Annotated in this window: 21 protein-coding genes; 8 read left to right on the top strand and 13 right to left on the bottom strand. The window is 43.3% G+C overall.

Going from position 1 to position 24,485, the window contains the following annotated elements:
• Positions 1-230: 230 nt before the first annotated feature.
• From ACG3M1_RS01450 to ACG3M1_RS01400, 11 genes are all read right to left on the bottom strand, one after another.
• Positions 231-1,190, bottom strand: a complete 960-nt coding sequence (locus ACG3M1_RS01450) for a transketolase family protein (RefSeq protein WP_002606976.1) — start codon at positions 1,188-1,190, stop codon at positions 231-233.
• 1 nt (position 1,191) lies between these two features.
• Positions 1,192-2,046, bottom strand: coding sequence for a transketolase (locus ACG3M1_RS01445; protein WP_021420894.1), 855 nt, complete (start codon positions 2,044-2,046; stop codon positions 1,192-1,194).
• A 178-nt stretch (positions 2,047-2,224) separates the two neighbouring features.
• Positions 2,225-2,503 carry a PTS sugar transporter subunit IIB gene (locus ACG3M1_RS01440; RefSeq protein ID WP_002606974.1) on the bottom strand — a complete coding sequence of 93 codons (279 nt, stop codon included), beginning with the start codon at positions 2,501-2,503 and terminating at the stop codon, positions 2,225-2,227.
• A 25-nt stretch (positions 2,504-2,528) separates the two neighbouring features.
• Positions 2,529-3,953: a PTS ascorbate transporter subunit IIC gene (locus tag ACG3M1_RS01435; protein WP_008818248.1), complete on the bottom strand. Its 1,425-nt coding sequence runs from the start codon at positions 3,951-3,953 to the stop codon at positions 2,529-2,531.
• Positions 3,954-3,985: 32 nt separating this feature from the next.
• Positions 3,986-4,444, bottom strand: a complete 459-nt coding sequence (locus tag ACG3M1_RS01430; protein ID WP_008818247.1) for a PTS sugar transporter subunit IIA — start codon at positions 4,442-4,444, stop codon at positions 3,986-3,988.
• Between the two features lie 120 nt (positions 4,445-4,564).
• Positions 4,565-6,598: a BglG family transcription antiterminator gene (locus tag ACG3M1_RS01425; protein WP_008818246.1), complete on the bottom strand. Its 2,034-nt coding sequence runs from the start codon at positions 6,596-6,598 to the stop codon at positions 4,565-4,567.
• A gap of 27 nt (positions 6,599-6,625) precedes the next feature.
• Positions 6,626-7,297, bottom strand: coding sequence for a hypothetical protein (locus ACG3M1_RS01420; protein WP_002606970.1), 672 nt, complete (start codon positions 7,295-7,297; stop codon positions 6,626-6,628).
• 300 nt (positions 7,298-7,597) lie between these two features.
• A complete protein-coding gene (gene fba / locus ACG3M1_RS01415; protein WP_002606969.1) occupies positions 7,598-8,467 on the bottom strand; it encodes a class II fructose-1,6-bisphosphate aldolase in 870 nt (289 codons plus the stop codon).
• A gap of 260 nt (positions 8,468-8,727) precedes the next feature.
• A complete protein-coding gene (rpoE, locus tag ACG3M1_RS01410) occupies positions 8,728-9,048 on the bottom strand; it encodes a DNA-directed RNA polymerase subunit delta (protein WP_002606967.1) in 321 nt (106 codons plus the stop codon).
• An 18-nt stretch (positions 9,049-9,066) separates the two neighbouring features.
• Positions 9,067-10,710, bottom strand: a complete 1,644-nt coding sequence (argS, locus tag ACG3M1_RS01405) for an arginine--tRNA ligase (RefSeq protein WP_217793597.1) — start codon at positions 10,708-10,710, stop codon at positions 9,067-9,069.
• Entirely contained in the window at positions 10,707-11,099 is a 393-nt protein-coding gene (locus ACG3M1_RS01400; RefSeq protein ID WP_395814712.1) for a DUF1934 domain-containing protein, read from the bottom strand. Before ACG3M1_RS01400 ends, argS begins: the two co-directional genes overlap by 4 nt.
• A 721-nt stretch (positions 11,100-11,820) precedes the next feature.
• On the opposite strand from ACG3M1_RS01400, the gene ACG3M1_RS01395 reads away from it, so the two are divergent.
• The 3 genes from ACG3M1_RS01395 (at position 11,821) to ACG3M1_RS01385 (ending at position 16,560) form a co-directional block, all read left to right on the top strand.
• Positions 11,821-13,683, top strand: a complete 1,863-nt coding sequence (locus tag ACG3M1_RS01395) for a transglycosylase domain-containing protein (RefSeq protein WP_395814709.1) — start codon at positions 11,821-11,823, stop codon at positions 13,681-13,683.
• A gap of 179 nt (positions 13,684-13,862) precedes the next feature.
• Complete coding sequence (locus ACG3M1_RS01390) at positions 13,863-15,107, top strand: NlpC/P60 family protein (protein WP_002606963.1); 1,245 nt, start codon at positions 13,863-13,865, stop codon at positions 15,105-15,107.
• A 259-nt stretch (positions 15,108-15,366) separates the two neighbouring features.
• Positions 15,367-16,560 carry an NlpC/P60 family protein gene (locus ACG3M1_RS01385; protein WP_002606962.1) on the top strand — a complete coding sequence of 398 codons (1,194 nt, stop codon included), beginning with the start codon at positions 15,367-15,369 and terminating at the stop codon, positions 16,558-16,560.
• A gap of 417 nt (positions 16,561-16,977) precedes the next feature.
• On the opposite strand, the gene ACG3M1_RS01380 is transcribed toward ACG3M1_RS01385, so the two are convergent.
• Positions 16,978-18,087, bottom strand: a complete 1,110-nt coding sequence (locus ACG3M1_RS01380) for an N-acetylglucosamine-6-phosphate deacetylase (RefSeq protein ID WP_009270202.1) — start codon at positions 18,085-18,087, stop codon at positions 16,978-16,980.
• A 252-nt stretch (positions 18,088-18,339) separates the two neighbouring features.
• Between ACG3M1_RS01380 and ACG3M1_RS01375 the strand changes: the two genes are divergently transcribed.
• From ACG3M1_RS01375 to ACG3M1_RS01360, 4 genes are all read left to right on the top strand, one after another.
• Positions 18,340-19,620 (top strand): helix-turn-helix domain-containing protein, encoded by a 1,281-nt coding sequence (locus tag ACG3M1_RS01375; protein WP_044947570.1) that lies wholly within the window; start codon positions 18,340-18,342, stop codon positions 19,618-19,620.
• A 520-nt stretch (positions 19,621-20,140) separates the two neighbouring features.
• Complete coding sequence (locus ACG3M1_RS01370) at positions 20,141-20,842, top strand: response regulator transcription factor (RefSeq protein WP_044903993.1); 702 nt, start codon at positions 20,141-20,143, stop codon at positions 20,840-20,842.
• A 13-nt stretch (positions 20,843-20,855) separates the two neighbouring features.
• The gene (locus tag ACG3M1_RS01365) at positions 20,856-22,544 is read left to right on the top strand and encodes a sensor histidine kinase (RefSeq protein WP_217793703.1); all 1,689 of its coding nucleotides are present in this window, start codon (positions 20,856-20,858) and stop codon (positions 22,542-22,544) included.
• Positions 22,541-22,669 carry a hypothetical protein gene (locus tag ACG3M1_RS01360; protein ID WP_008818237.1) on the top strand — a complete coding sequence of 43 codons (129 nt, stop codon included), beginning with the start codon at positions 22,541-22,543 and terminating at the stop codon, positions 22,667-22,669. Before ACG3M1_RS01365 ends, ACG3M1_RS01360 begins: the two co-directional genes overlap by 4 nt.
• A 261-nt stretch (positions 22,670-22,930) precedes the next feature.
• Here the strand turns inward: ACG3M1_RS01360 and ACG3M1_RS01355 are convergent, their stop codons facing one another.
• A complete protein-coding gene (locus ACG3M1_RS01355; protein ID WP_002606956.1) occupies positions 22,931-23,254 on the bottom strand; it encodes a cyclic-di-AMP receptor in 324 nt (107 codons plus the stop codon).
• Between the two features lie 209 nt (positions 23,255-23,463).
• On the opposite strand from ACG3M1_RS01355, the gene ACG3M1_RS01350 reads away from it, so the two are divergent.
• A complete protein-coding gene (locus ACG3M1_RS01350) occupies positions 23,464-24,318 on the top strand; it encodes a patatin-like phospholipase family protein (protein WP_002606955.1) in 855 nt (284 codons plus the stop codon).
• Positions 24,319-24,485: the final 167 nt, after the last annotated feature.

The raw sequence follows: 24,485 nt of genomic DNA, 5'->3' as shown, positions 1-24,485 counted from the left end.
ATCTTCTCTTTTTTAAGTTTTTACTTCGTTCATGTGATAAAGAACACATAAAAATCGCAGAACCATGTATGAGAATGAAGAAGGACAGACGCAGAAGCCTCATAGTTTCTGGAATTTCCGGTATATCTATTGCATAGCATTTTATGTGTTGATTCACTGATATAATACATGTTGTCGAAGACGGATATGCATACAAAAAGGAATCAGATTCAGACTGATCCCTCTTTGTATTATTTCAATGTGTTTTCCACTGTCTGAAGCAAATCCTCTGCAGTTAATCGGAATTCCTTCTGCAAGAATTCCGGAGTACCTACTGCGCCGAAGCGTTCTTTAACACCATGTCGTTTGAACTTCACAGAGATATTGTTCTCCGCAAGAACCTCTGCGACAGCACTTCCCAGACCACCGATAATCGAGTGATTTTCAAATGTTACAACAGCCTTTTTCCCTGCTGCTTCACGAATGATCAGCTCCTCATCCAGCGGCTTGATGCAGAACATATCGATGACTTCCACGGAAATTCCTTGTTTTGACAATACTTCCGCACAATCCAGTGCATCGCTCACCAGCTGTCCGGCAGATATAATCAAAACATCGCTTCCTTCTCTTACAATATTTCCTTTTCCCATTTCAAAGGTGGAGCCTTTTTCGTATACATTGCGTACATCCTTACGATTTGCACGGATATAATGCACACCCTCCATCCTTGCGAATTCTCTTATGATCCAGTCCAGCTGTACCTCATCGGCTGCATCGCATACCACAGCATGCGGAATTGCGCGCATCAGAGCGACATCCTCCCATGTAGTATGTGTTCCCCCATTTGGCCCTGCCGTAAATCCGGGATCCGAACCGTATATGTTCATTGTATTACCGGCATATGCACCAGACAGGAAAATCTGATCGTAGATTCTTCTGGAAGCAAAGGGTCCAAACGTATGTAAATACGGTTTGAAGCCTGTCACAGACAGCCCTGCCGCAACACCTGTCATGTTTGCTTCTGAAATACCGCACTGAATGAACCGGTCCGGATTGCTTTTCTGAATCTTGGTAAAGCCGCTTGCACCGCCAAGATCAGCTTCCATTGCCACAACCTGAGCATCGCTCTTCATCATATCCTGCAGTGTTTCCACGACAACCATACGCAGCTCTTTCCCTTTTTTACTGCGGTCTTTGCTGAGAGTAAACATTCTACTGTCCCTCCTTTTCAATAAATTGCTTTAAATCTGCAATCGCCTTATGTGTTTCATTGATAACTTCATCACTGTTGAATTTGACAGAATGATTGGATACCATTTCTTCAAAGTACGGTACACCCTGTCCTTTGATCGTATCCAGAACGATACATACTGCCTGATCCTTTACCGCTTTGGCCTGTTCAATTGCCGCATCAATCGCTTCAATGTCATTTCCCTTTACGACCTGAACATCAAAGCCGAATGCCTTCATCTTATCAGGAATACTGAAAGGATTCATGACATCCTTCGTATACCCGTCAAGCTGCCGCTTGTTATCGTCAATAATCACGATACAGTTGTTCAGCTTATAATGAGCAACATACTGGAAGGCTTCCCAGCACTGCCCTTCATTCAACTCGCCATCTCCCACAATCATGTAGACATAACGACTTGATTCTTTCATACGCAGTCCCGTCGCAATACCTGCAGCAGCACTTGTACCCTGTCCCAGAGATCCGGTTGTCATGTCAACACCCGGAGTTTTTGTACGGTCGGGATGACTTGGAAGTCTTGTACCACCATCATTCAGTGTCATCAGCCATTCCTTGTCGAAAAAGCCCTTCTCTGCCAGCGCACAGTACCAGGCAGGTCCCGCATGACCCTTTGATAAAACGACCATATCGCGATCCTCCATCTTCGGGTTTTTCGGATCCACATGCAGCTGTTTACCATACAGAACACTCATCAGTTCAACGATGGATAGAGAACCTCCCAAATGTCCGTATCCTCTGTGTTCCAGCATTTCCAGTATATCCATTCGCAGTTGTGCAGCAAATACCTGCAATTCCTTCAGTTGTGATGTTTCCAATGCTATTACCTCCTTTTCAGATAGCGTGCAAGCCTTCAGGCAATGTATGGTACAGCTCTTTTTACGTTCGCTGTACAATTAGCGATGCTCCAGTTTTCACGCTTATTTCTGCTGTTTTTTATCAAAAATTTGTAAAGAAAAAGAAGGATGGAAGAAACAGCCTTCTTTTTCCGTTTTTTTAAAGACCGAATACTTCTTTCAGCTTGGTTTCGATTTCATTCATATCCATAAGCTGATTTAAGATGATCTTGTTTTTGTAGCTCGTCATCTGAGGTGCAAGGTCTGCTCCGATGACAAACAGGTCAGCACTTCCTTCTGTTACTTCACCGATTGCCGTATGCTCAACCTTTACACCGGATACACCCAGCTTCTTCAGAGCTTTTTCGACATTCATGCTGACGATCATGCTGCTTCCAAGTCCCTGTCCGCAGCAACACATAATGCTTCTGATTTCCATAATTTATTTTCCTTCTTTCTAAAGCCTATTCAGCTTTTTTTGCTTTCTTAGGTGCAACATAATTGTACACGATAGGAATCAGGAATACAACCGCACAGACACCTAACAGACCAACGCCCTGAACAATCTGAGCGATATTTCCGAAGACGATTCCCATCCAGGAGAAGTCTGCATCAGAGAATGTACAGTTAGCGAAGTTCAAAGAACCCATAACCGGCATACAGATTGCAGGCAGGAAGGTAATCAGTAACCCGTGCATGAAGCTTCCAAATACACAGCCCTTTAATCCACCCTCAGCGTTTGCGAATACACCGGCGGTTGCTCCACAGAAGAAGTGAGGAATAACACCAGGCAGAATCAGTGCAACACTCATAAGGTTTGTATCGATGAATCCAAGAATGAACAGTCCCACGATACCGCCAAGGAAGGATACCAGGAATCCGATCAGTACAGCATTTGGAGCATAAGGGAATACGACTGGACAGTCGATTGCAGGTACAGCACCTGGAACCAGCTTCTCAGCAATACCACGGAATGCAGGAACGATTTCCCCGACAATCAGACGAACACCGCTCAGGATGATGTAAACACCACCAGCGAAGCTCAGACCGCTTGTAATTGCCCATACAGCCCAGTGAGTCTTTGTTTCAGCCCCAACATTCAACAGACCAGCAAGGTTTGGATATTTTTCAAGAATAGCTGCAGCATCTGCACTCAGGATACCCTTGCTTACCGCTACGGTTGTAACGATCAGGAAGAAGATCACCATGGTAAGACCGATTGCTACGGTTGTATCACGCAGGAAGGTCAGACGCTGAGGGAAGTTAACTTCCTCTGTTGATTTTCCTTTGCCCTTGAACAGCTTCCCACACTGTGCAGCAAACCAGTATCCGGCACCACCGAAGTGACCGAAGCCAAGCTCATCCGTTTTGGTAATCTTTCGCATTGTCGGCTGACAGAAAGCAGGAGAGAATGCCATGATGAAGCCAAGCAGAAGTCCGCCGCCCAGCCACAGCTGCCAGTTCTCAAGACCGCCGACATTCAGAATTACGGCAAGCATACATGCCATGTAAAGAGTATGATGACCTGTTAAGAAAATGTAGTGCATTCTTGAGAAACGAGCCATTACAATATTGAAGACCATACCCAGACACATGATATAAGCAGTATCTGTAGCGAAGTCCTTCAGAGCCAGAGAAACAATTGCTTCATTGTTTGGTACAACACCCTGCATGCTGAATGCATAGTTGAACAGATCACCGAACGCGTTCAATGATCCGGACTGCAGGAATGAAGCACCGGCAGATAATACGAGGAAGCCGACGATTGTTTTGACGGTTCCCTTGACAATATCTTCGATTGGCTTACGCTGAAGCGCAAGACCCAGCAAAGACATCAGACCTACAAGAATTGCAGGTGTGGACAGTATGTTGATAATAAATTCTAACATATGTGTAAATCCTCCCTTTCAAATGGTTAACGCTATTTTTCACATGCGTTGGAAACAAACAGGTCGAATATTTCCTTCGGGCATGTTGCGTCCAGAATTTCCTGAACCTTCTTCTCATCGGAGAAGATGTTGGATACAGCCTGAATCCCTTCCATGTGGGATTCACTGTCTTTGGCAACCAGTGTTACCAGTACACGGACATCATATCCGTCCGGCTTGAATTTCACCGGCTCCTTGAGCACGGTCACAGCCATCTGCGTGTCATTGACACCGGATTGGTTGCTGGCGTGAATCAGTGCCAGATTTTCACAGAGCACATAGTATGGACCAAGTCTTTCTGTGATTTCGTAAATGGCATCTTCATATGCCGTTGTGCAGTAATTCTGCTCGATCAGTGGTTCACATGCAATGTGAACAGCTTCCTTCCAGTCCTGCACCCGATCTCTCAGGTAACAGTTTTTTTCCTGTAACAGTTTTTCCATAGATGTCATACCCTTACCTCTTTACGTTTTCATTATCTTTTTTTTCAGTTGGAAATACAAGACCAATTGTTTTCCCGTTTTTGTGCAAAATGTTAGATATTGTGCAATTTGTAATCGCTTAAACGTGCATTACCCTTCAGTTTCCTGCGTATGTGCACGAATATAGCTTTGAATATCCTCACTGCTTTCCAGTGCTGCCAGCTGCTCAATACTCTTCTTTTTGGAGAAAATATTCAGCACATCATTCAGGATACGGATATGCTTGGTCTGATCCTCCGCACATAATACGATGATGATGCGTGCCTGCTTTCCATTCAGAAAGGTAACCGGATGCTTAAAGGTGCATAAGGCCACATCAAGCTGCTTCACACCCTTTTCAATCGCTGCATGCGCAAGCACGAGTCCGTCTGCTAGAAACATCATCAGACCGCGGTTTCTCTGATCCTCCACGATTGCCTCCACATACTCCTGTGTAATGGAGTCCTCCATCAGAAGCGGACGGCAGGACAGACGCAGAGCCTCTTCCCAGTCACAATCCTCCCGGCAGATCTGAATATGGGAGGGCTTGAGATAATATACGAGATTCTGACCGAAATTTCGGTGGGGCACCGTACGAATCTGTATACTGGAATAGTAATCCTGCAAATCCTTTTCAAATTCATCCAGCTTGGAGGATGGAATATAACTGGTTGCCAGTCGCACAATCTCCTGTATCTGCAGATTGGCCTGCGGTTCGGTATACATGCAGTTACGCAGTATGGTAACCCTGTCCTGATCTGTCAGAATCGGATGTACGACAATCAGCTTCTTTTCCTTCGGAAGGACGACGGTGGATATCACAACATCAAAATCATGATTTTCCTCGTACTGACTCAATGGAAGGTTCACGATTTCAGTTGCCTGCGGCACAAGAGAAGCCACCTCATTACGCAGCATATTTCCTGTTCCGATTCCGTTGGGACAGATGATCAGGATACGCAGATTGCGCTTCTGTGTCTGATTGGTCGTCAGAAATGCACCAAAATGCAGTGTAATGTAGGCTACCTCTGCATCGGATATCAGACAGCCCAGCTTTTTTTCCAGATATTCACAGGATTTTTTTGTAATTTCGTAAAGCTCCTCATACTCCGTCTTGATGCTGTTCAGCATCGGATTTCCCAGCTGAATACCGTATCGATAGCGATACAGGGATGTTTTCAGATGCGCATTGATCGCATCCACCAGCTCCTCCTCCTGATCAAAGAATATACAGGTCAGGCGTTCAAATTCATGAACAAGGTTCTTGGAAATCTCGTAGGTTTCATCCTGCTCCTTCATGACATTGACAGGAATCGTCTGCAGTCTCGACCCCAGCAGATGCAGAGTTACATAAATTTTCTCACCATTTTCCAAATCCGGAAAATACTGTGAAACAAGCTGATATTCCTTTGTTTCTACAATCTCCTCCTCATCCATATCCGAGAATGTCAGCTGATCACTGCGCTTGTCAATAGCAGACATGAAAACAGCAAGTGTCGGCAGTACTCCGCTGACATATTCCGCATGCAGCTCACTTTCAATTTTCTTCAGCTTTACCAGAATTTCACGGATATACTGCTCATTTTCCACAAGGACAACCTGCCGGTCATAATACTCCCATAAGGATGGAAACAGCATAAAGAAAATTGCACGCTTCTTAATCGTGTCTCCAGCAATACGATAGCCGCTTTTGATATCGTAGGTCAGCTCCAGATTGTAATTTTCAAGGAATCGTATGACATTTTTCAGATCATTGATCACCGTATTTCTGCTGACCTGACATACCTCCATGAAATTCTCTATATACAGCGGATGGGAACGGATAATGATTGCACATATCTCAATCCGGTTTCGCTCATCCGGGGTAAAGACATGATAGTTATCACTCCCCTGATCACTCATTGCCTCCTGTATCCTTCTGGACTGCTCACTGCTGACAAAAATACCCTTGCCGCGTTCCTGAACAAGCGGATCGATTTCCTGATCCTCCAGCCATTCATTGATTTTAGTGATATCATAATACACACTGCGTCTTGATATCTGCATTTCATCTGCAAGATCCTGTATTTTCAGATATCCTCCGGCATACATTAGCCTTTTTAAGATTTCCTGACAGCGCTTGTCAAGATTCAACATAATATTCATGCAATTCCTCCCGCGTCTTAAACGAAATCATGCTTTATTCAATAGCTGTTTGACTTTTTTATGGTATGGCGTACCCTTCAGATTCACTCTGGCTTTGTTCAGATACAGCTCCATCTGTCGGCGGTTTTTCTGGTAGGAATACTGCAGTCCAAGCAGATATTGTAGAATACCCATCTGTACCTGCTGATCCTGCTTTTGATCTTTTTTTATTTTTTCTGCTTCCTTTTTCTCAAGGAGTGCTTCCATTTCTGCGATATCTTCACTCTTTTTTTCAATCATGATGCGAAACAGCATTCGATCATATAAAAGTTCTTCCTCCCCTGCGCTTTTTTCAATATATGAGAGCAGCCGTTCACATACATCTCGGTTTTCCCGGTCAAGGAAATAAAAATAGGTTTGACTGGCTATCTGATATGCCTGCGCATTTGTAAGTCGGCTGTCAAGCAGCTTTTTGGTCTGTTCTTCAATTTTACGGTTATTTCCCTGTGCCAGATAAACACGCAGCGTGTTCCAGTTACGGTCATACTCCTTAAAAAACAGCTGAAACGCTTTGCTGTTCAGCATGATGAGAACCTTATCGTACTGCCCGTTATGAAGCAGTTTCAATACTCTGTTCCATAAAAGGCTGCGAATAACAAAGGGAACGGCTACCGCTATCATAATAATCGTCAGTAAGACGAGAAGCATAATTTTATTCATACCATCACTCCTACGATATCAGAATCGAATGTTTCTATTTATAAAATAACAAGCATAGCTTTCAAAATCAAATCCAAATCTTTTCACATCTTTTGACACAATCTGTACAATTATAGATTCTATCCTTATATAGTTTGAAAAGAAATCGCTATTTCCCGGGAAAATCAAACGTAGCAGAGAAAAAAAAGGAGCATGCTTTTTTGCAGCATACCCCATATACCTTGCCGAAATGACAGCTTTTACCGCCCATCAGCCTCAGTTTTGAAAAACGGCAGATATCTGCCGTTTCGTTTTGTTTGATTATTCAGCTTTACCGTAAGAACCGAATTCTTTCATCATAGATGTAACTTTATCTTTGATTGCATCGCATCCTGGCTTCAGCAGTTTACGAGGATCGTAGCCCTTACCTTCCAAGTCTTTTCCAGCTTCAACATATTTACGAGTAGCATCTGCGAATACCAGCTGCAGCTCAGTGTTAACGTTGATCTTGGAAACACCTAAAGAGATAGCCTTAGCAATCTGATCAGCAGGAATTCCTGATCCACCATGCAGTACCAGTGGTTTTCCGTTTGTTACATCCTGAATTTCTCCCAGACGTTCAAAGTTCAGACCAGCCCAGTCAGCAGGGTATTTTCCGTGGATATTACCGATTCCGGCAGCCAGGAAGTCTACTCCCAGCTCAGCGATTGTCTTACATTCCTGAGGATCAGCAAGCTCACCCATGGAAGCAACACCATCTTCTTCACCACCGATTCCACCAACTTCACATTCGATGGATAATCCTTTAGAATGAGCCAGTTCGATCATTTCCTTGGATTTTGCCAGGTTTTCTTCGAATGCATAGTGTGAACCGTCGAACATTACAGATGTGAATCCAGCTTCGATACAGGCTTTTGCACCTTCGTAGCTTCCGTGATCCAGATGCAGAGCAACCGGTACAGTGATTCCCAGGCTGTCGTGAACTTCTTTAACCATAGCTACTACAGTCTTAAATCCACACATGTATTTAGCAGCACCTTCAGATACTCCTAACATAACCGGAGATTTAGCTTCTTCAGCTGCCAGTAAAATCATCTTTGTCCATTCAAGGTTGTTAATGTTGAAAGCACCAACTGCGTAATGACCTTCGTGTGCTTTATTCAGCATTTCTGTTGCGGATACTAATGCCATAATCAAATTCCTCCTTTAGTCTCTTAACACTATTATTCTACTGCATTTTTCCCCTTTTGAAAAGCTTTTGGACACATATTTTCAAAAAAGGGCATATTTCAAGTTTGCTTACGGAAAACCTTTTATATCACGGCAGCCATAGCAGGCATCCGTAGGTTGACGGCCTTCCTTCCCTGATTTTCCAAAAGCAGTATGCTGCTATGCTTCCATAGTACATGCGGATAACGGCTTAGAGGCATGAAAAAGGGGATGCATCCTTTTTAGAATTCTTCATCCCCTGCTTTTGCAGCATCGTCTTCCTCGTAGTCATCGTCAGCCTCCTCATCGATAAGGATTTCTTCCGTATCCACAACAACTTCATGATAGGTGTGGCGTTCTCTGAGGTCCCATTTGTTTTCTCCGACATTTACAAATCGGTCATCCAGCGACAGATCACTGTAAAACTGTGCGATATTGTCTTCCTCCTGCTGCTTCGTAAATGCCATAACCTGGCAGACTTCTTCCCACAGCTTCAGGAATACAATAGCTTTCTTCTTCGTAGACATCAAATCATATGCTACATCGACCATAGACTTTTTCATAATAACTTCATGCTCCTCCTACATTTTTTCAATGGCGTCAACGCCGATTAGATATAAGGCATTCTTCAATGTGATCTTTGTGGCTTTCAGCAGTGCCAGTCGCTGGGAAGAAAGTTCCGGCTGCTGAGGATCTATTACCTTGCATACATTATAGAAGCTGTGGAAATGCTGTGCCAGCTTCTGAATATAATTGCATACCTTATGCGGTGCACGGGAACGTGCAGCATCGCTTACTACATTCGTAAATTCATTGATATACTTCATCAGTGCGATTTCCTTTTCATGCGTCAGCAGCTCAAAGGACTTCGCCTCCGCAATTTCGGAAGCCTGTCGCAGAATCGAACAGATACGGGCGTGTGCATACTGCGCATAGTATACAGGGTTGTCATTGCTCTGTTTTCTGGCAAGCCCCAGATCAAAATCCAGGTGTGTATCCACGGCGCGCTGGACAAAGAAATAGCGTACGGCATCCACGCCGACCTCTTCACAGAGTTCACGAATGGTTACCGCGTTTCCAAGACGCTTGCTCATCTTGACCTCTTCACCGTTTTCAACAAGGCGTACCATCTGGATGATATCCACCTGCAGCTTGTCCGGGTTATTTCCCAATGCTTCAATGCTCGCTTTCAGACGGGGAATATATCCGTGATGATCGGCACCAAGCAAATCCACGAGCAGATCATAGCCACGATCCAACTTATCCTTATGATATGCTATATCAGGTACCAGATATGTGTAGGAGCCATCCTTTTTTCTAAGAACACGGTCCTTATCATCCCCGAAACGTGTTGTCGCAAACCAGAGGGCACCGTCTTTTTCATACGTAAGACCCTTTTCATGCAATACCTCTAGTGCCTTTTCGACCTTTCCTTCATCACGAATGCTTTGTTCACTGCTCCATACATCGAAGTGCACCCGGAAGTTATCCAGATCACGCCGTATTTTATCAAGCTCGAATGCAATCCCCTTTTCCTTAAAGAATTTCAGGTTGGCATCGCTGTATTCGACATAGGCATCCTTATATTCTTCCGCAATTGCAATTGCGATGTTTTTAACATCTTCCCCGTGATAGCCATCCTCCGGCAGATCAAAATCCAGACCCAGATGCTCACGGTATCTCGCCTGCAGACTCTTGCCGAGATTTACAATCTGATTTCCGGCATCATTAACATAATATTCACGGCACACATCATATCCGCTTGCTTTCATCAAACGGGTGATGCTGTCACCCCACGCGGCACCTCTTGCATGACCCAGATGCAAATCACCTGTCGGATTCGCAGAAACATATTCCACATTCACCTTCAGACCTTGTCCATCGTTGCTGTTTCCGTAGTTGTCCTGCTCCTGCAGAACCCTTGTTATGATCTGTGCAAGGGATGTGTTCTTGATCGTGAAGTTGATAAAGCCGGGTCCTGCAATTTCACAGCTTTCGATATCTGCCGCCGCTTTATCCAGTGCCTCTACAACAGCCTCTGCAATTTTACGCGGATTATTTTTTAATACCCGGGTCAATTGCATTGCCACATTCGTAGAGTAATCACCATGACTTTTGTCCTTTGGTATTTCAATTACAATGCTCGCTGTATCAAGCTCTGTATCAAATGCTTTCTGCACGGCATTGTGCAATGCCTGCTTTAAGTTGTTCTCAATCTGATTCACACCTTATCCTCCTTTAAAATCCAAAGGATACGATATCCGTCCGTGACCTCGTCACCGCTTAGAATATCATATTCAATGGCTATAATATTTTCTCTTTTTATATATTTATGCGTAAAAACTCCAATATCGATCGTTCCAAATTCTGACAGAATAGAACCTGTCGTCTGCTTTTTATGCTGAAACGTCAGCCGTGTCATGAGTTCTCCGTCCCGTTGAATGCGAAGCTCCTCGTTCTCAGCTTCAACGCTGACCGCAGTATTGCTGCCGCGTTCCGTGTAGGAAAGCCGAAGACAGCCGTCTGAATCCGAAAAAAAAGCCTGTCCTTCAAACATGAAGTTTCGCTCTTCTGTGTAAAGATGTTTCTGTTTTACTACGATATGCTTTTTCATGCTGTCACCACTTATCATGAGCATTATAGCAGAAATTGAATATCGTGCAACCTTTTTTTCACTTTTTCTCTTTAAAATTTTAACTGCCACTTTACGCACAAAATATGCATACAGAACATTTTTATCAAATCGTACATGTTATTATAATAGTGGAATAATAGTAATCAATGCAAAACCATATTATACTTTTAGAATATATAAGCATATTCCACTTTGAGAATCAGATTGCGTACAAGGGATTATCTATTATACAATACAATAAACCATTCCGACAATTCTCCATCCTTTTACTTCCAATCATTTAAATCCAGGAAAAAACTCTTCCTTATATTATATAGTCACTCTGGTTCTGATGATTCATTTTTCAAAAAAACTCTTCCTTATAATATATAGGGTGTGAATTCACAAAAACAGTCTCCTAAAGTTCTTTATCTCTACCCTAACGATTCATACACAAGTTATAATATAATTGATATATTATAACTTTATAATATAAAATAGAATCTATTTCAAATATGATTTTCTGTTCAGCAGGAGTTGGCAATTTTATTTCGTACAGGAAAAATTTATCTTCATCTCAGCTAACCTTCCATCAACGAGTTATTATATCAATCATAGAATATTATAATTATAGAATATTAGCGGATGGTGTATACCACTTTCATATTTTGTGTTTAAAGCACGCATAAAAGCTCACACTAATAGCATACGAGGTGTTGCTATGAAAAGAATCCGCAAGCTGGTGTTTGGAATGATCTTCGCACTGCTCACACTGATTGTATGTGTCTATGCCTACGCCCTGTTCAATCGACTGCCGCTGGATGAACAGAGAAAGAACATTACAATCTATGATGTGAACGGCGATATCATATACGAATCCAATTTCAAAAAAAATATGCAGTGGACGTCCATTGATGATATTCCCGAATTTGTTCAGGATGCGTTTGTGAGTGTAGAGGACAAACGTTTCTACTACCATGCCGGCTTTGATCCTGTGCGCATTACAAAGGCGCTGGGTACCAATCTCATTCATGGGGATATCCGACAGGGCGGCTCCACGATCACACAGCAATATGCAAAAAATCTGTTTCTGACAAATGAACAGACCTTATCGAGGAAGGTGCAGGAATTTTTTTATGCAGCCCGTCTGGAAATGCAGTACAGCAAAAAGGACATTCTGGAGGGCTATCTGAACACGGTCTATTTCGGACACGGTGTGTATGGTGTGAATGCTGCCGCAGAGTATTTCTTTGATAAAAAGCTGAATCAGCTCAGCATAGCGGAAACTGCCATGCTGATAGGAATACCGAACGGCCCCAGTATTTATTCCCCGTTTCTGCACAAGGACAATGCAATCAAGCGGGAGCATTTGATTCTGGAGGTATTGAAGAATAACGGTGTCATTACATCAAAGCAGTATGAGGCAGCCAAAAAGGAAAAGCTGAAGCTTTCCACCAATGTAAACATCAGTACCTACGGTATTGATGAATACTACATCGATGCGGTTATTCAGGAGCTCAGCAAGCTGAATATCGATTTGAACCGGGAAATTCATGTACACACCTATTATGACCCAAAGGTACAAATGCAGCTGAGCAATGCTGTCACGAAGCATGTGGATTTAAGCAGTGAGCTGGAGGTAGCCGGCATTATCACACAGCCCTTCACCGGAAACGTAATGGCTATGGTTGGAGGAAAGGATTATACGATTTCACAATACAATCGCGCCATCTATTCCTCCCGACAGGTCGCCAGCACCATCAAGCCGCTGCTGTATTACTGCGCCCTCCAGCAGGGCTTTACCCCATCCACGCAATTCACCTCACAGAAGACGACCTTCCGCGTATCCGATGATGAGGAGTATGCGCCGACCAATTACGGCAATGTCTATGCGAACGGAAAAATTTCCATGATCAATGCCATTTCCCTGAGTGACAATATCTACGCCGTAAAAACACAGCTTTTTCTCGGTGTGGATACACTGCACAACGCACTGCTTGATTTTAACATCCGTCAATCCTCTCCGAATCCAAGTGAGGCGCTCGGTACCGTGAATATGTCGCTGCTGGAGCTGAGCCGTATTTACAATACCTTTGCTTCCGAGGGTCTGTATGTTAAGCCTGCGCTCATTTCTCATATCACCAGCGGGAATGATGTTGTATACAAGCGTGAGGTTCAGCCGAAACGGCTGCTCCAGCGGGATGAAACACTGATACTGAATCAGATGATGACCTCGACCTTCGATATCCGCAATAAATCCTATACCTTCCCAAGCATGTACGGGCATGAGCCGGATATCACCGTAGCGGCAAAATCAGGCACCAGCGACTGGGATTCACTGGTTATGGGCTTTAATCCGGAATATACCATAGGCATCTGGAGCGGCTTCGATGATAACCGCGAACTGGAAAAGCAGTATTACACCATCAGCAAGGACATCTTCAAGGATACCTTTAACGGGTTATACAAAAAACGTAAGGGTGTCTGGTATCAGCCTAGTGACGGCATTCAGGAAAAACGAGTGAATCCCATCACTGGTACGGAAGATTCCGGAGGCTCTGTCTACTGGTTCAAAAAAGAGTAGGCTATAAAAAAAATCAAAAAAATTTTATATATCCTGCCGAACAGTAAAAAAGCCCATGAATAAGCGGGGATTTGCTGTTGTGTCATTTCACTGTGCGCATTCTTTTTGCACATTTTACAGAAAATGGGTTTGCAAAAAGGAAATTTCTCTGTTAGAATGCAAAACTGTGAGGTGACAACATGAATTTTATTGAAAAACATACCAAAAAAGTGGCGCTGATTCTGTGCCTGGCAACAGCTGGAACTGCAGTCACAACTGTATATGCTGCCACTAATGCGGACGGATGGCATGGAACCGGAGCGGACCGCATTTACAAAGAGGAAGGCGCTGTCAAGACCAGCTCATGGCTGTTTGACGAAAGCGGAAGCTTCTACCTGGATGCAGACGGGCATCCGATTATCAGCGAATGGAAGACCATCAACGGCTCTGTTTACTACTTCGACTCCGAAGGACACCGTGTGAACGGAAAACAGGTCATTGACGGTCATGAATATCAGTTCCAGAAATCCGGCGTACTGCTGACCGGCTGGAATCAGACAAAAACATCCTACTACAGCGAATTCGGTGAAAAGCTGAACGGTCTGCAGACAATTGATGAAAAACAGTATCTGTTCGATAAGGACGGAAACATTGTCAGCGGATGGCAGACGGTAGATGGGAAGAAGCTGTACTTCAAAAAAGACGGCTCTCTGGCAACAGCAAAAACAGAGATTGACGGAAAAACCTATAACTTCTCCAGCGACGGTTCCTTACAGAGTGGCTGGGTGAAAAAAGACGGAGAAAAATACTATTACGACAAGTATGGCTTTATGACAAAGGGCTGGAAGACCATTGACGGAAAGAAATACTATTTCAACCGCAAGGGACAGGCAGCAACCAGCACGAAGTACGCAGGCTACAAGTTTGATAAGAACGGTGTGGCGAAGAAAATCAAAGAGAAGAAAAAAGAAGAAACAACAGAAAGCAATGAGAATGTACAGAGCACACGCACAGCTGGCAACAGCTCCGCGGCGGCTTCAAGCAGCTCTTCCTCCTCAAGTGCAAATCTGAATCCGGCAGGTTCCGGAAGCAACTCCAGTGCGGCAGGCATTGCGGCTTCCATGGTAGGCTCCCCTTACGTTTGGGGCGGATCCTCACCTGCAGGCTTTGACTGCTCCGGTCTGACCTCCTATGCCTATGCACAGGCAGGCATCAGCATCCCGAGAACAGCAGGCGGACAGGCAAGTGTCGGTTCAGCGGTATCCTACGGCAATATGCAGCCAGGTGATCTGATTGTATGGAGCGGTGGTGCACACGTATCCATTTACGTAGGCGGCGGACAGATGGTTCATGCAACGAATCCATCCACAGGAGTTATCACATCCTCTGTAAGCTTCTGGAGCAACAACAGCGGACAGAGTATCACGGCAATCCGCAGACCGTAAAAAGAAAAAAACAATAAAAAAGGGGCTACGGCTCCTTTTTGTGTTTCTGACGCATTTCGGATGAAAAACGGAAGAAATACAAAAAAATTTCATAACTTTTTTAAAATTTTCTAAAATCGGGTTTCAGCCTATAAACAAAGCTTTTAAAGGGAATCGTGATGGGACGGAAAAGTGACAAAATCGTAAGTTTTCAAAAAATAGGGGTTGCAAATAAAAAAACGCTTTGTTACAATGAGGGCGTTGATGTCGAGGTGATAACATGAATTTTATCGAAAAAAACACAAAGAAAGTTGCTTTAGTCCTGTGTCTGGCTACAGCTGGAACAGCAGTAACTACGGTATATGCGGCACAAAATTCTGACGGATGGCACGGAAGTGGCACGGACAGAGTCTACAAAATGGAAGGCCAGGTAAAAACAAGCTCATGGGTATTTGATGAGGCTGGCAGCTACTACCTGAACAACGAGGGTCATCCGATTACAAGTTCCTGGAAAGAAATCAACGGTTCTACCTACTACTTTGATGCAGAAGGTCACCGTGTGAATGGAAAACAGGTCATCGATGGTCATGAATACACATTCCAGAAATCTGGAGTATTGCTGACAGGATGGAACGAAGTAAAGGATACATACTACAATGAATTTGGAGTTGCTGTTACTGGTGTACAGAAGATCGATAACAAAACTTACAACTTCGGCGAAGATGGTAAACTGGTTACCGGTTGGACCAAGGTAAACGGAAAGAAAGTTTACTTCACAAAAGATGGTTCTCTGGCTTCCGGCGTTGTAACCATTGATGGTAAAAAGTACAACTTCAACGATGACGGTACGATTACGACCGGATGGGTGAAGAAGGACGGAGAGAAATACTATTACACAGATTACGGCTTCATGACCAAGGGTTGGAAGACGATTGACGGTAAGAAGTATTATTTCAACAAAAAAGGTCAGGCTGCAACTAAGACAGAATATGCTGGTTACAAGTTTGACAAAAACGGTGTAGCAAAGAAAATCAAGAAAAAAGAAAAGGCGGAAACTACAGATAACGCAAGTGAAGATGTAGCTGACAGCGAAGATACTGCAAGCAATGGTTCCGGTAGCAGAGCTGCAAGCTCTTCTAAGAACCTGGGAACTGCTGATGGCGGAATCGCTTCTGCAGCACTGGCTCAGCTTGGTGTTGGTCAGGACTGTACAGCATTGGCTTCCAATGCACTGGCAGCACAGGGAATCTATTTCCACGGCTGGCCGGCAGAGTATATGTCTCTGGGTAGCGTAACAAGCAGTCCACAGCCGGGAGATTTAATTTACTATGATGATGCCGGTGCCGGAGTTCCTCATATCGCTGTATATGTTGGTAACGGACAGGCTGTTCATGGTGGATGGAAGGGCGGAACGACCGTTGAAGCATCTGCTTATATCGGAAGTGGTCCTGTATTTATCCGCGTAAACAAATAATTTGTGTAAAAAAGAAGGCAAATGCCTTCTTTTTTGTATCTCTGCTCTCCGGTCATTTCTTAATTTTTCTTAAATCCCCATTTTTATTCGTTTTAGAGCGTTTTAAGAGAATTAACTGATTCCTGTATTCCCAGCAATACAAACTCCTCTTAAAACGAGTTTATAAGCGTCATTAGATTTCTTAACTCTCCTTATCTGCCTTTCTTCTACTCTTAACGATTCATAGAATCTCTATTTCTGCTTCATAAGCCTGGAAAAATAATAGCTCAGGTATCGCATTGCCGGTTTCTGCCTTTGCATTCCATCCACAATAAAAGACTCATGACAGGTTTCATAAAAACCCCATGAGCCCTTTTATATTCCCATAAACACTTCCCGTAAGCTCTGCAAAGCCTTCACAGCATCTTCCCATAAAATTCATAACGCACTTCTTCCGTTGATAATAACTTCTTTCACACGCATATCATGTCCCAGAATCACCAGATTGATATTTTTTCCCAATCCGATTTCATGGGCATAGGTTTTCAGCATCCTTGCAGCGTTGGTGGAACACATACGGATACAGTCGGACAGATCATAGCCCTCCTGCTTGTACAGATACTGAAAGATATCCAGCAGGTCACAGCTGCTGCCCAGCAGTACATCCTCTTTATAAACAGCGCCGTTTCGTATAACACTTCCATCCTCCAGCTCATAGCCGTCCGGATAATGAAAGCCAGAAAAAGGCGTGCCGTCACTTACCGCAACCACACGGCTACAGCCCAGCAGACGAATCACCCATTTCAGCATCTCCTTCTGCATGTGTACGCCGTCCATGATAACTTCACACAGACAGTCGGATAAGAATACGGCATCCATCATACCGGGCTTGTGATGTGTGATTTCCGGCATGGTATTTCCCAGATGTGTAATCTGTGTAGCTCCACATGCGAACGCTTCATTGGTCTGGGTAAAATCTGCATTCGTATGCCCCAGTGAAATCTCAACCCCATACAGATGCAGTAACGAGATTGCTTCCATGGCATTTTTTACATCCGGAGCTATTGTCATGATTTTTATATTATCATGATACTCTGATAAAAAATCCTCCAGCTCACCCAGATGAATTTCCATAAGATTTTCTTTTTTCATGGAACCACGGCGATCCGGATTTAAATATGGACCCTCCAGATGCACGCCCTCGTAGCGTGCTCCCCGATAATCTCCCTGAAAGGCTTTCCGATATGCGTCGATGATCGTACGAAATTCATCCAGTGATCTTGCTGATACCGTCGGACAAAATGAGGTGATTCCGCGTTTTGGATATTCCAGCGCCAGCGCATGCAGATTCCCGATATCTGTATTTTCACAGGAATAGCCGTGAAAGCCATGGGTATGAATATCCACTAACCCCGGTATTGCTATATCACTCACCATATGTGGTGTTTTATAATCAATTCGTTCCACAAAGCCATCTTCCAGATGCAGATCACCAAACACCATGGTGCCATCCTGCATAAATTTTATATTTTCAATGATTCGTTTCATACAAACACCCTTTCTTCCTTAATTGTATTTCATTGGAATGCCTTTTACAAGCAAATACCCGGACTTCTTTAGAAAAGCTGAAGTGAAAAGTTAAATTCCACTTTCAAAGTAGCTAAGTAGAAAAGACTCTTACACAACAATCTAGTTGAATTTACACTTACAATTGCATTTAGTCTTTCATATATCCTTTTTTATATCTATGATGAAGGTAACCGCTGGTTATTATCATACACATTACAAAGGGTGATGAATATGGCAACGAACAAAAACAAACATCTGACTCAGGACGATCGCAATGTCATCGCGATCGGCATCGTTAATGGTTCTTCTAAAAAAGCTATTGCTGATAATCTAGGCAAAGATAAATCTACGATAGGTAAGGAAATCCGTGCTCACCGTTATCTCTCTCATAAATCTACACTTTCTCTAGAATGCGAGAACTATGCTCACTGTAAGTTTAAGAGAAAGAATTGTACTGTCAACTGCCCTGATTATTCTAAGTTCCGCTGTAAACGCAGAGATCGTACTCCGGGAGCTTGTAATGGCTGTGAGAAACTGAAAAGCTGCCGCTTTGATAAATACCTCTATAAACCTACGATCGCCTATGAGGAATACCGTAGCGAACTCGTTGAGTCTCGAACCGGAATCAATCTGACCTCATCAGAAGCTGTAGAGCTAGGCAATACCATCAAGCCTCTTCTATTAAAAGGTCATTCACCTTATCAGATCATAGCTGCACATCCCGAACTTGGAATCAGTGAGAAGACACTCTACAACTATATTGAACAAGGTGTATTCGAATGTGTTGGCATTGCTAATATTGACCTTCGTATAAAAGTCAAAAGAAAAATGACCGCTAAGAAGAAGACGATCTATAAAAAACGACAAGACCGTAAATTCCTTGTTGGACGGCTTTACACAGATTACCAATCCTATGTTGAGTCTGAGGAAATCACACACATTTTACAAATGGATACAGTCTATAATGACATTTCCAATGGACCGTTTATCCAGACTTTCAAATTCATCAAATATGGGCTCCTGTTTGCTGTATATCACGACACGAAGACTGCTGCAGATATGGTTGACGGACTAGCTGTTCTTGATTCCATCCTTGGAAAAAGCCTGTTTGAACAGGAAGCTCATATAACACTCACTGATCGCGGAGGTGAATTTACTGATGCTGAGCATATGGAAAAAAGAGACGATGGTACCAGAAGGACACGAGTCTTCTATTGCGACCCTATGCAGTCCGGGCAGAAAGGAAGCCTGGAAAATATGCATCGTGAATTACGTTATATATTACCTAACGAAGTAGACTTACGCAGTATCGGCCTGACCGATCAGACTTCCTTGAATGTAGCCATCTCACATATCAATTCCAGTGCCAAGGAACATTTGAATGGAAAATCCCCATTTGAGCTATGTGAGTTCATGTGTCCGGAATTAGCGCAGAAACTTTATGAATTTGGTCTACAGAAAATAGAAAAGGACGAAGTGATACTTCGTCCAAGCGTATTGACTCATAAGTAACAAACAGATGATATAAAGAATGATAAGAGCAGCGGGAAGAACAGTTATTTATAGTGTAACTATAAAATGGAAGTGGAATTTAGTTATACATAGGCATAATGGAGCCTATTTTCAGTGCGCTTATTTATTTTATCTATCATTCGCACAATGACCACTTTCTTCACATTTTTACTTACTTCTACCTATTTGAAACCCTTTCTAACGCTATATTTATGCTCTGTATAGACTTTTGTAGAAGAAAGTTCCACATTTTTTATTCGCCTTTTGAAAGTGGAATTTAACTTTTCACTTCAGCCTTCTTTAGAAAATCTTTTGAATTGATGCCGTCGTTCCTTAATACTTTTTCGATATACTTGCTTCAGGAGGACGGATTATGAACATACTGGATATCATGATACTGTTTATCGGATTCAGCCTTGCCGGATTACTCTGTCTGCATACCTTTGATATGTCTGCATTTTATGAAAAAACAAGAAAATAGCACATATCTGTTGTATAATTATAAAAAAGGAGTGTCATCATGAGTTCTGTCATACTAATTGCCGAGGATGAGGCATCGATTGCGGATGCTATTGAAATTTATTTAAAAAGCCAGGGGTATCAGACCCTGAAAGCAGCGAATGGAGCCATTGCCTGGGAGCTATTACAAAACAATACGGTGGATCTTGCAATCATCGATGTCATGATGCCGGTAATGGACGGGATTGCCCTGACAATGAAAATCAGAGAGCTGTATGAGTTCCCTATCATCATATTATCTGCCAAATCGGAAGATATTGATAAGATTACCGGTCTGAATATCGGTGCGGATGACTATGTGACAAAGCCGTTTGTCCCGATGGAGCTGCTCGCCCGTGTACATGCACAGCTGCGGCGGCATTTGCGCTTTCAGCAGCTGCTCGAGCAAAAGCAGGAGGTGGAGGACAGGCTGCTTCTGGGTGGAATCGAACTGCATCGCAAAAGCAAGGAGGTCTTTGTGGATGGAGAATCACGTCGGCTGACACCGATTGAATTTCGGATTCTGCAGCTGTTTATGGAGCATCCTGGTCAGGTCTTTTCCAGTGATGATATTTATGAGCATGTATGGAACGAAACCGCAGTCAACACCGAAACCGTTATGGTCCATATTCGAAATCTGAGAGAGAAAATTGAAATCAATCCCCGTGCTCCCCGTTATATCAAGGTTGTTTGGGGTGTCGGGTATAAGATTGAGAAACAGTAAAAAGAGGTGAATTATGAAAAAAGTACATTGGACTACCCTAATTCTTCTGTCCGGTATTGCACTGGCAATCATATCTATGTTTCTGGTATTTCCATCCCTTGACCAAAAAGCCATCGAAGAGTACAAAACGCATTACAAATACATTAACAGCGAAGAGGAACGGGACTTTAGCGGTAATACATTTATCAAAGAACCGGCTGATGATTCCATTCCCATGGAATATTCCCGAATTGAGGAATATATGGAGCCGGCCCTGCAGCGCATTACTTTGCTGGTAGGCACACTGCTTTTTGCATGGTCTTTGCTTATGCCATATAAATGGGCGGTAAAAAGCGGCTTCTATCGTTTTTTTACACAAAGGCTGCCCTATGAAATCACGCTGGGTGCTGCACTGCTTGGACTTTATTTCTATAAAATCAGGGGCAGCGAGCTTGTGTACCGGATGTTTCGTCTGCCGGAGGATTTCTCACTGGATATTCTCTCAGCCGATACATGGCAGATTTCCAGCTATTATCTGTTGCAGATTGCTTGTTTAAGCGGACTGTTCGCAGTGCTTTCCGGATGCGGCTATGCGATTCGCTCCATGCAGCACAACGGTGTGCGGGTATCCCTGCAAAAGCACTCCCTGCTAACACAAAATTCCGTATTGCTTGGCAGACAGGCAAAACGGCTGTATCGCTATATTATCGGCTTTGATTTTCATGATAAGGGAGAGCTTCGCCTGCTCGCCGCTTTGTTCCTGCATATCGTATGTATCCTCATAGTATGTATCTACCGGGACAGCGGAATATTTTTCTATCTTCTGCTTTCATGCTATTGTCTGATCCTGTATTCTATCCGTCATCGTCAAAACAGCAGGATGAAACGAGACTTTCAATCGCTTGAAGGCAGTATTCAGCGCGTTGCAAATGGTGACTTCCAAACCACTGTGGATGAAGATTTGGGCATCTATGAATCACTGAAGGACAATCTTCAGAATATTGAGACATCCTTTCAGGAGGCTGTTGCACAGGAGGTTCGCTCACATAATATGCGCACGGAGCTGATTACCAATGTTTCTCATGATTTGAAAACTCCGCTAACCTCCATGATCAGCTACATCGACCTTCTGAAAAACAAGAATCTTCCGGAAGAGGAGCGGCTGCGTTACATCACAATACTGGAATCCGGCAGCAATCGTCTAAAGCACTTGATTGAGGATTTATTTGAAGTCAGCAAGGCCAGCACAGGCAACATACAGCTGGATCGCATGGATGTTGATTTAATTTCTCTGATTAAGCAGGTGGAAATGGAATACGAGGCACTGTTCATTCAGCATGACCTGACGATACGCAACACTTTCAGTAAAGAGAAGATCGTTCTCAGCCTTGATCCTCAAAAAACCTTTCGCATATTGGAAAATCTACTGGTGAATGCAGGAAAATATGCCTTGGAGCATACCCGTGTGTATGTCTATGTGGAGGAACGCGAGCAGGAGGTATATATATCTGTCAAAAATATATCCGCAACAGAGCTTGACTTTGACCCTGCCGATATCATGGAACGCTTTCAGCGCGGCGATAAGGCAAGGAATACGGAGGGCAGCGGCTTAGGTCTTGCGATAGCCAAAAGCTTTACAGTGCTGCAAAACGGGCATATGCACATCAGCTTTGATGCCGACCTGTTCAAGGTGGAGCTGATTTTCCAAAAGGAGCTGCCATGAAAAGCAGACTAGGCAACATCCTGGCTGTACAGATGACGAATATAAAACAGACACAGCAGGCATCAGCGTATCATACCGTTACTACGGAAAACAGGAACTGTTATACAGCCGATATACAAAAGTAACCCTAAAACAAAGAGCTTTCCTATGACACATCATCGAATAAGGAAGCTCCTTTTTCTGTATTTCTAAAAAAGTATACCCGATTTCTGTAATCGGATGTTAATGAATATTAAAATGCTGGATACGTAAGCTTAGACATATATATCATCACAATCACAAATGAGAATTAAACATGCAAATCAGCGATATCCAAAGGGTATAAGCTTGTGTATTCGCACCACCTGAAAGCATAATAAAAAGAAACCCGGAGGTTCCTTTTTGCATTATAATTTAATGAATTTTTCTACATCGATAACGAAGATCGTTGCGCCTCCTACCTGTACTTCAACCGGGAAAGATGCATATCTTCCGATGTCGTAGGATGCTGTACTCGGTACCACTTCCGTACGGCGTCTGCTGTATTCTCCAATCACTTCAATCGCACGTTCAATCTTATCGTCATCGGTACCTACGATCAGGGTGGTATTTCCTGCACGCAGGAATCCTCCAGTCGTTGCCAGTCTTGTTACCTGATAATTTTCTTTTGTCAATGCACTGGAAACTGCAGGACTGTCGTCATTGGACATAATCGCTAAAATTAGTTTCATAAACACGCTCTCCTCTCGTCTTGTTATATGCTAATTTTATCACTTATGGAACGTATTTACAAACCCTAAATGAACTAAATATGGATATTGCCTGTAAAATTATTGTCACACCACGATTTCCTCTGATAACGCCATTTTGATTTTTACCTTCGTGTGTAAGTACGTAGAAACTGTGCTATAATATACAGGTCATAAAGGAAGTGAAGAGAATGAGTAAGCTTGGACTTGTTCTGGAAGGAGGCGGCATGCGCGGAATTTATACTGCCGGTGTGCTGGACTTCTTTATGGAACAGAATTTATATACCGACGGTGTCATTGGCGTCAGCGCAGGTGCCTGTCATGCGTGCAGCTATGTATCCAAACAGATCGGCAGAGCGTACCGTACCAATACCGCCTATTTAAAGGATAAGCGCTATATGAGCGTATCCTCTCTGCTGAAAACCGGAGATTTCTTCGGAGCAAAATTTGTGTATGAGGATATACCGAATACACTGGATCCCTATGATTTTGATGCCTTTAATACATCGCATACAAAGCTGTATGCCGTTGCCAGCAATCTGGAAACCGGTAAGGCAGAATACCTGCAGTGTATCAATATGAAGCGTGATGTTATCTATGTACGTGCCTCTGCATCATTGCCCCTGCTTTCCAGAATTGTCGAAGTTGATGGAAAAAAGCTGCTGGATGGCGGCGCAACAGACAGCATTCCCATCCATAAATTTCAGGAGATGGGATATACAAAAAATATTGTTGTACTCACACAGTGTAAAGAATACCGCAAAGGAAAAAACAATCTGCTGCCGATGATCCGCCGCAGCTATAAGAAGTATCCGAAATTCATCAAGGCGCTGGAAACACGCCATATCGCCTATAACCGCACACTGGATGAGCTTGCTTTAATGGAAAAGGAAGGAAGTGTCTTCCTCATACGCCCAAGCTCTCCCGTGGAAATTTCGCGTCTGGAGAAAAATGAAGCCAGATTGCGGGAATTATATGAACAGGGCTACATGGATGCCAAAAACAGCTTTGAGGAATTGAAGTCTTTTATTGCAAATGAAAATTAGACCCCTTCGGTCTTTTTTTTCTTTATCTAAAAAGCAGGCAGAATACCCCCACCTCAGTGGTCGATGAACAGGTGGGAGATGAATGCAGCCATCTTTCTTTTCATCCTTGTTTTCTTTCTGTTTTTCATATCTTTCCTTAAGCTTTTCTTACGTTCGTGGTATAATGA

The sequence above is a fragment of the Clostridium sp. 10cd* genome (assembly GCF_044336395.1).
In the GTDB taxonomy this organism is placed as follows: Bacteria; Bacillota_I; Bacilli_A; order Erysipelotrichales; family Erysipelotrichaceae; genus Clostridium_AQ; species Clostridium_AQ innocuum.
Note: the sequence above shows the minus strand (reverse complement) of the source record. Positions and strands in the feature narration are given on the sequence as shown.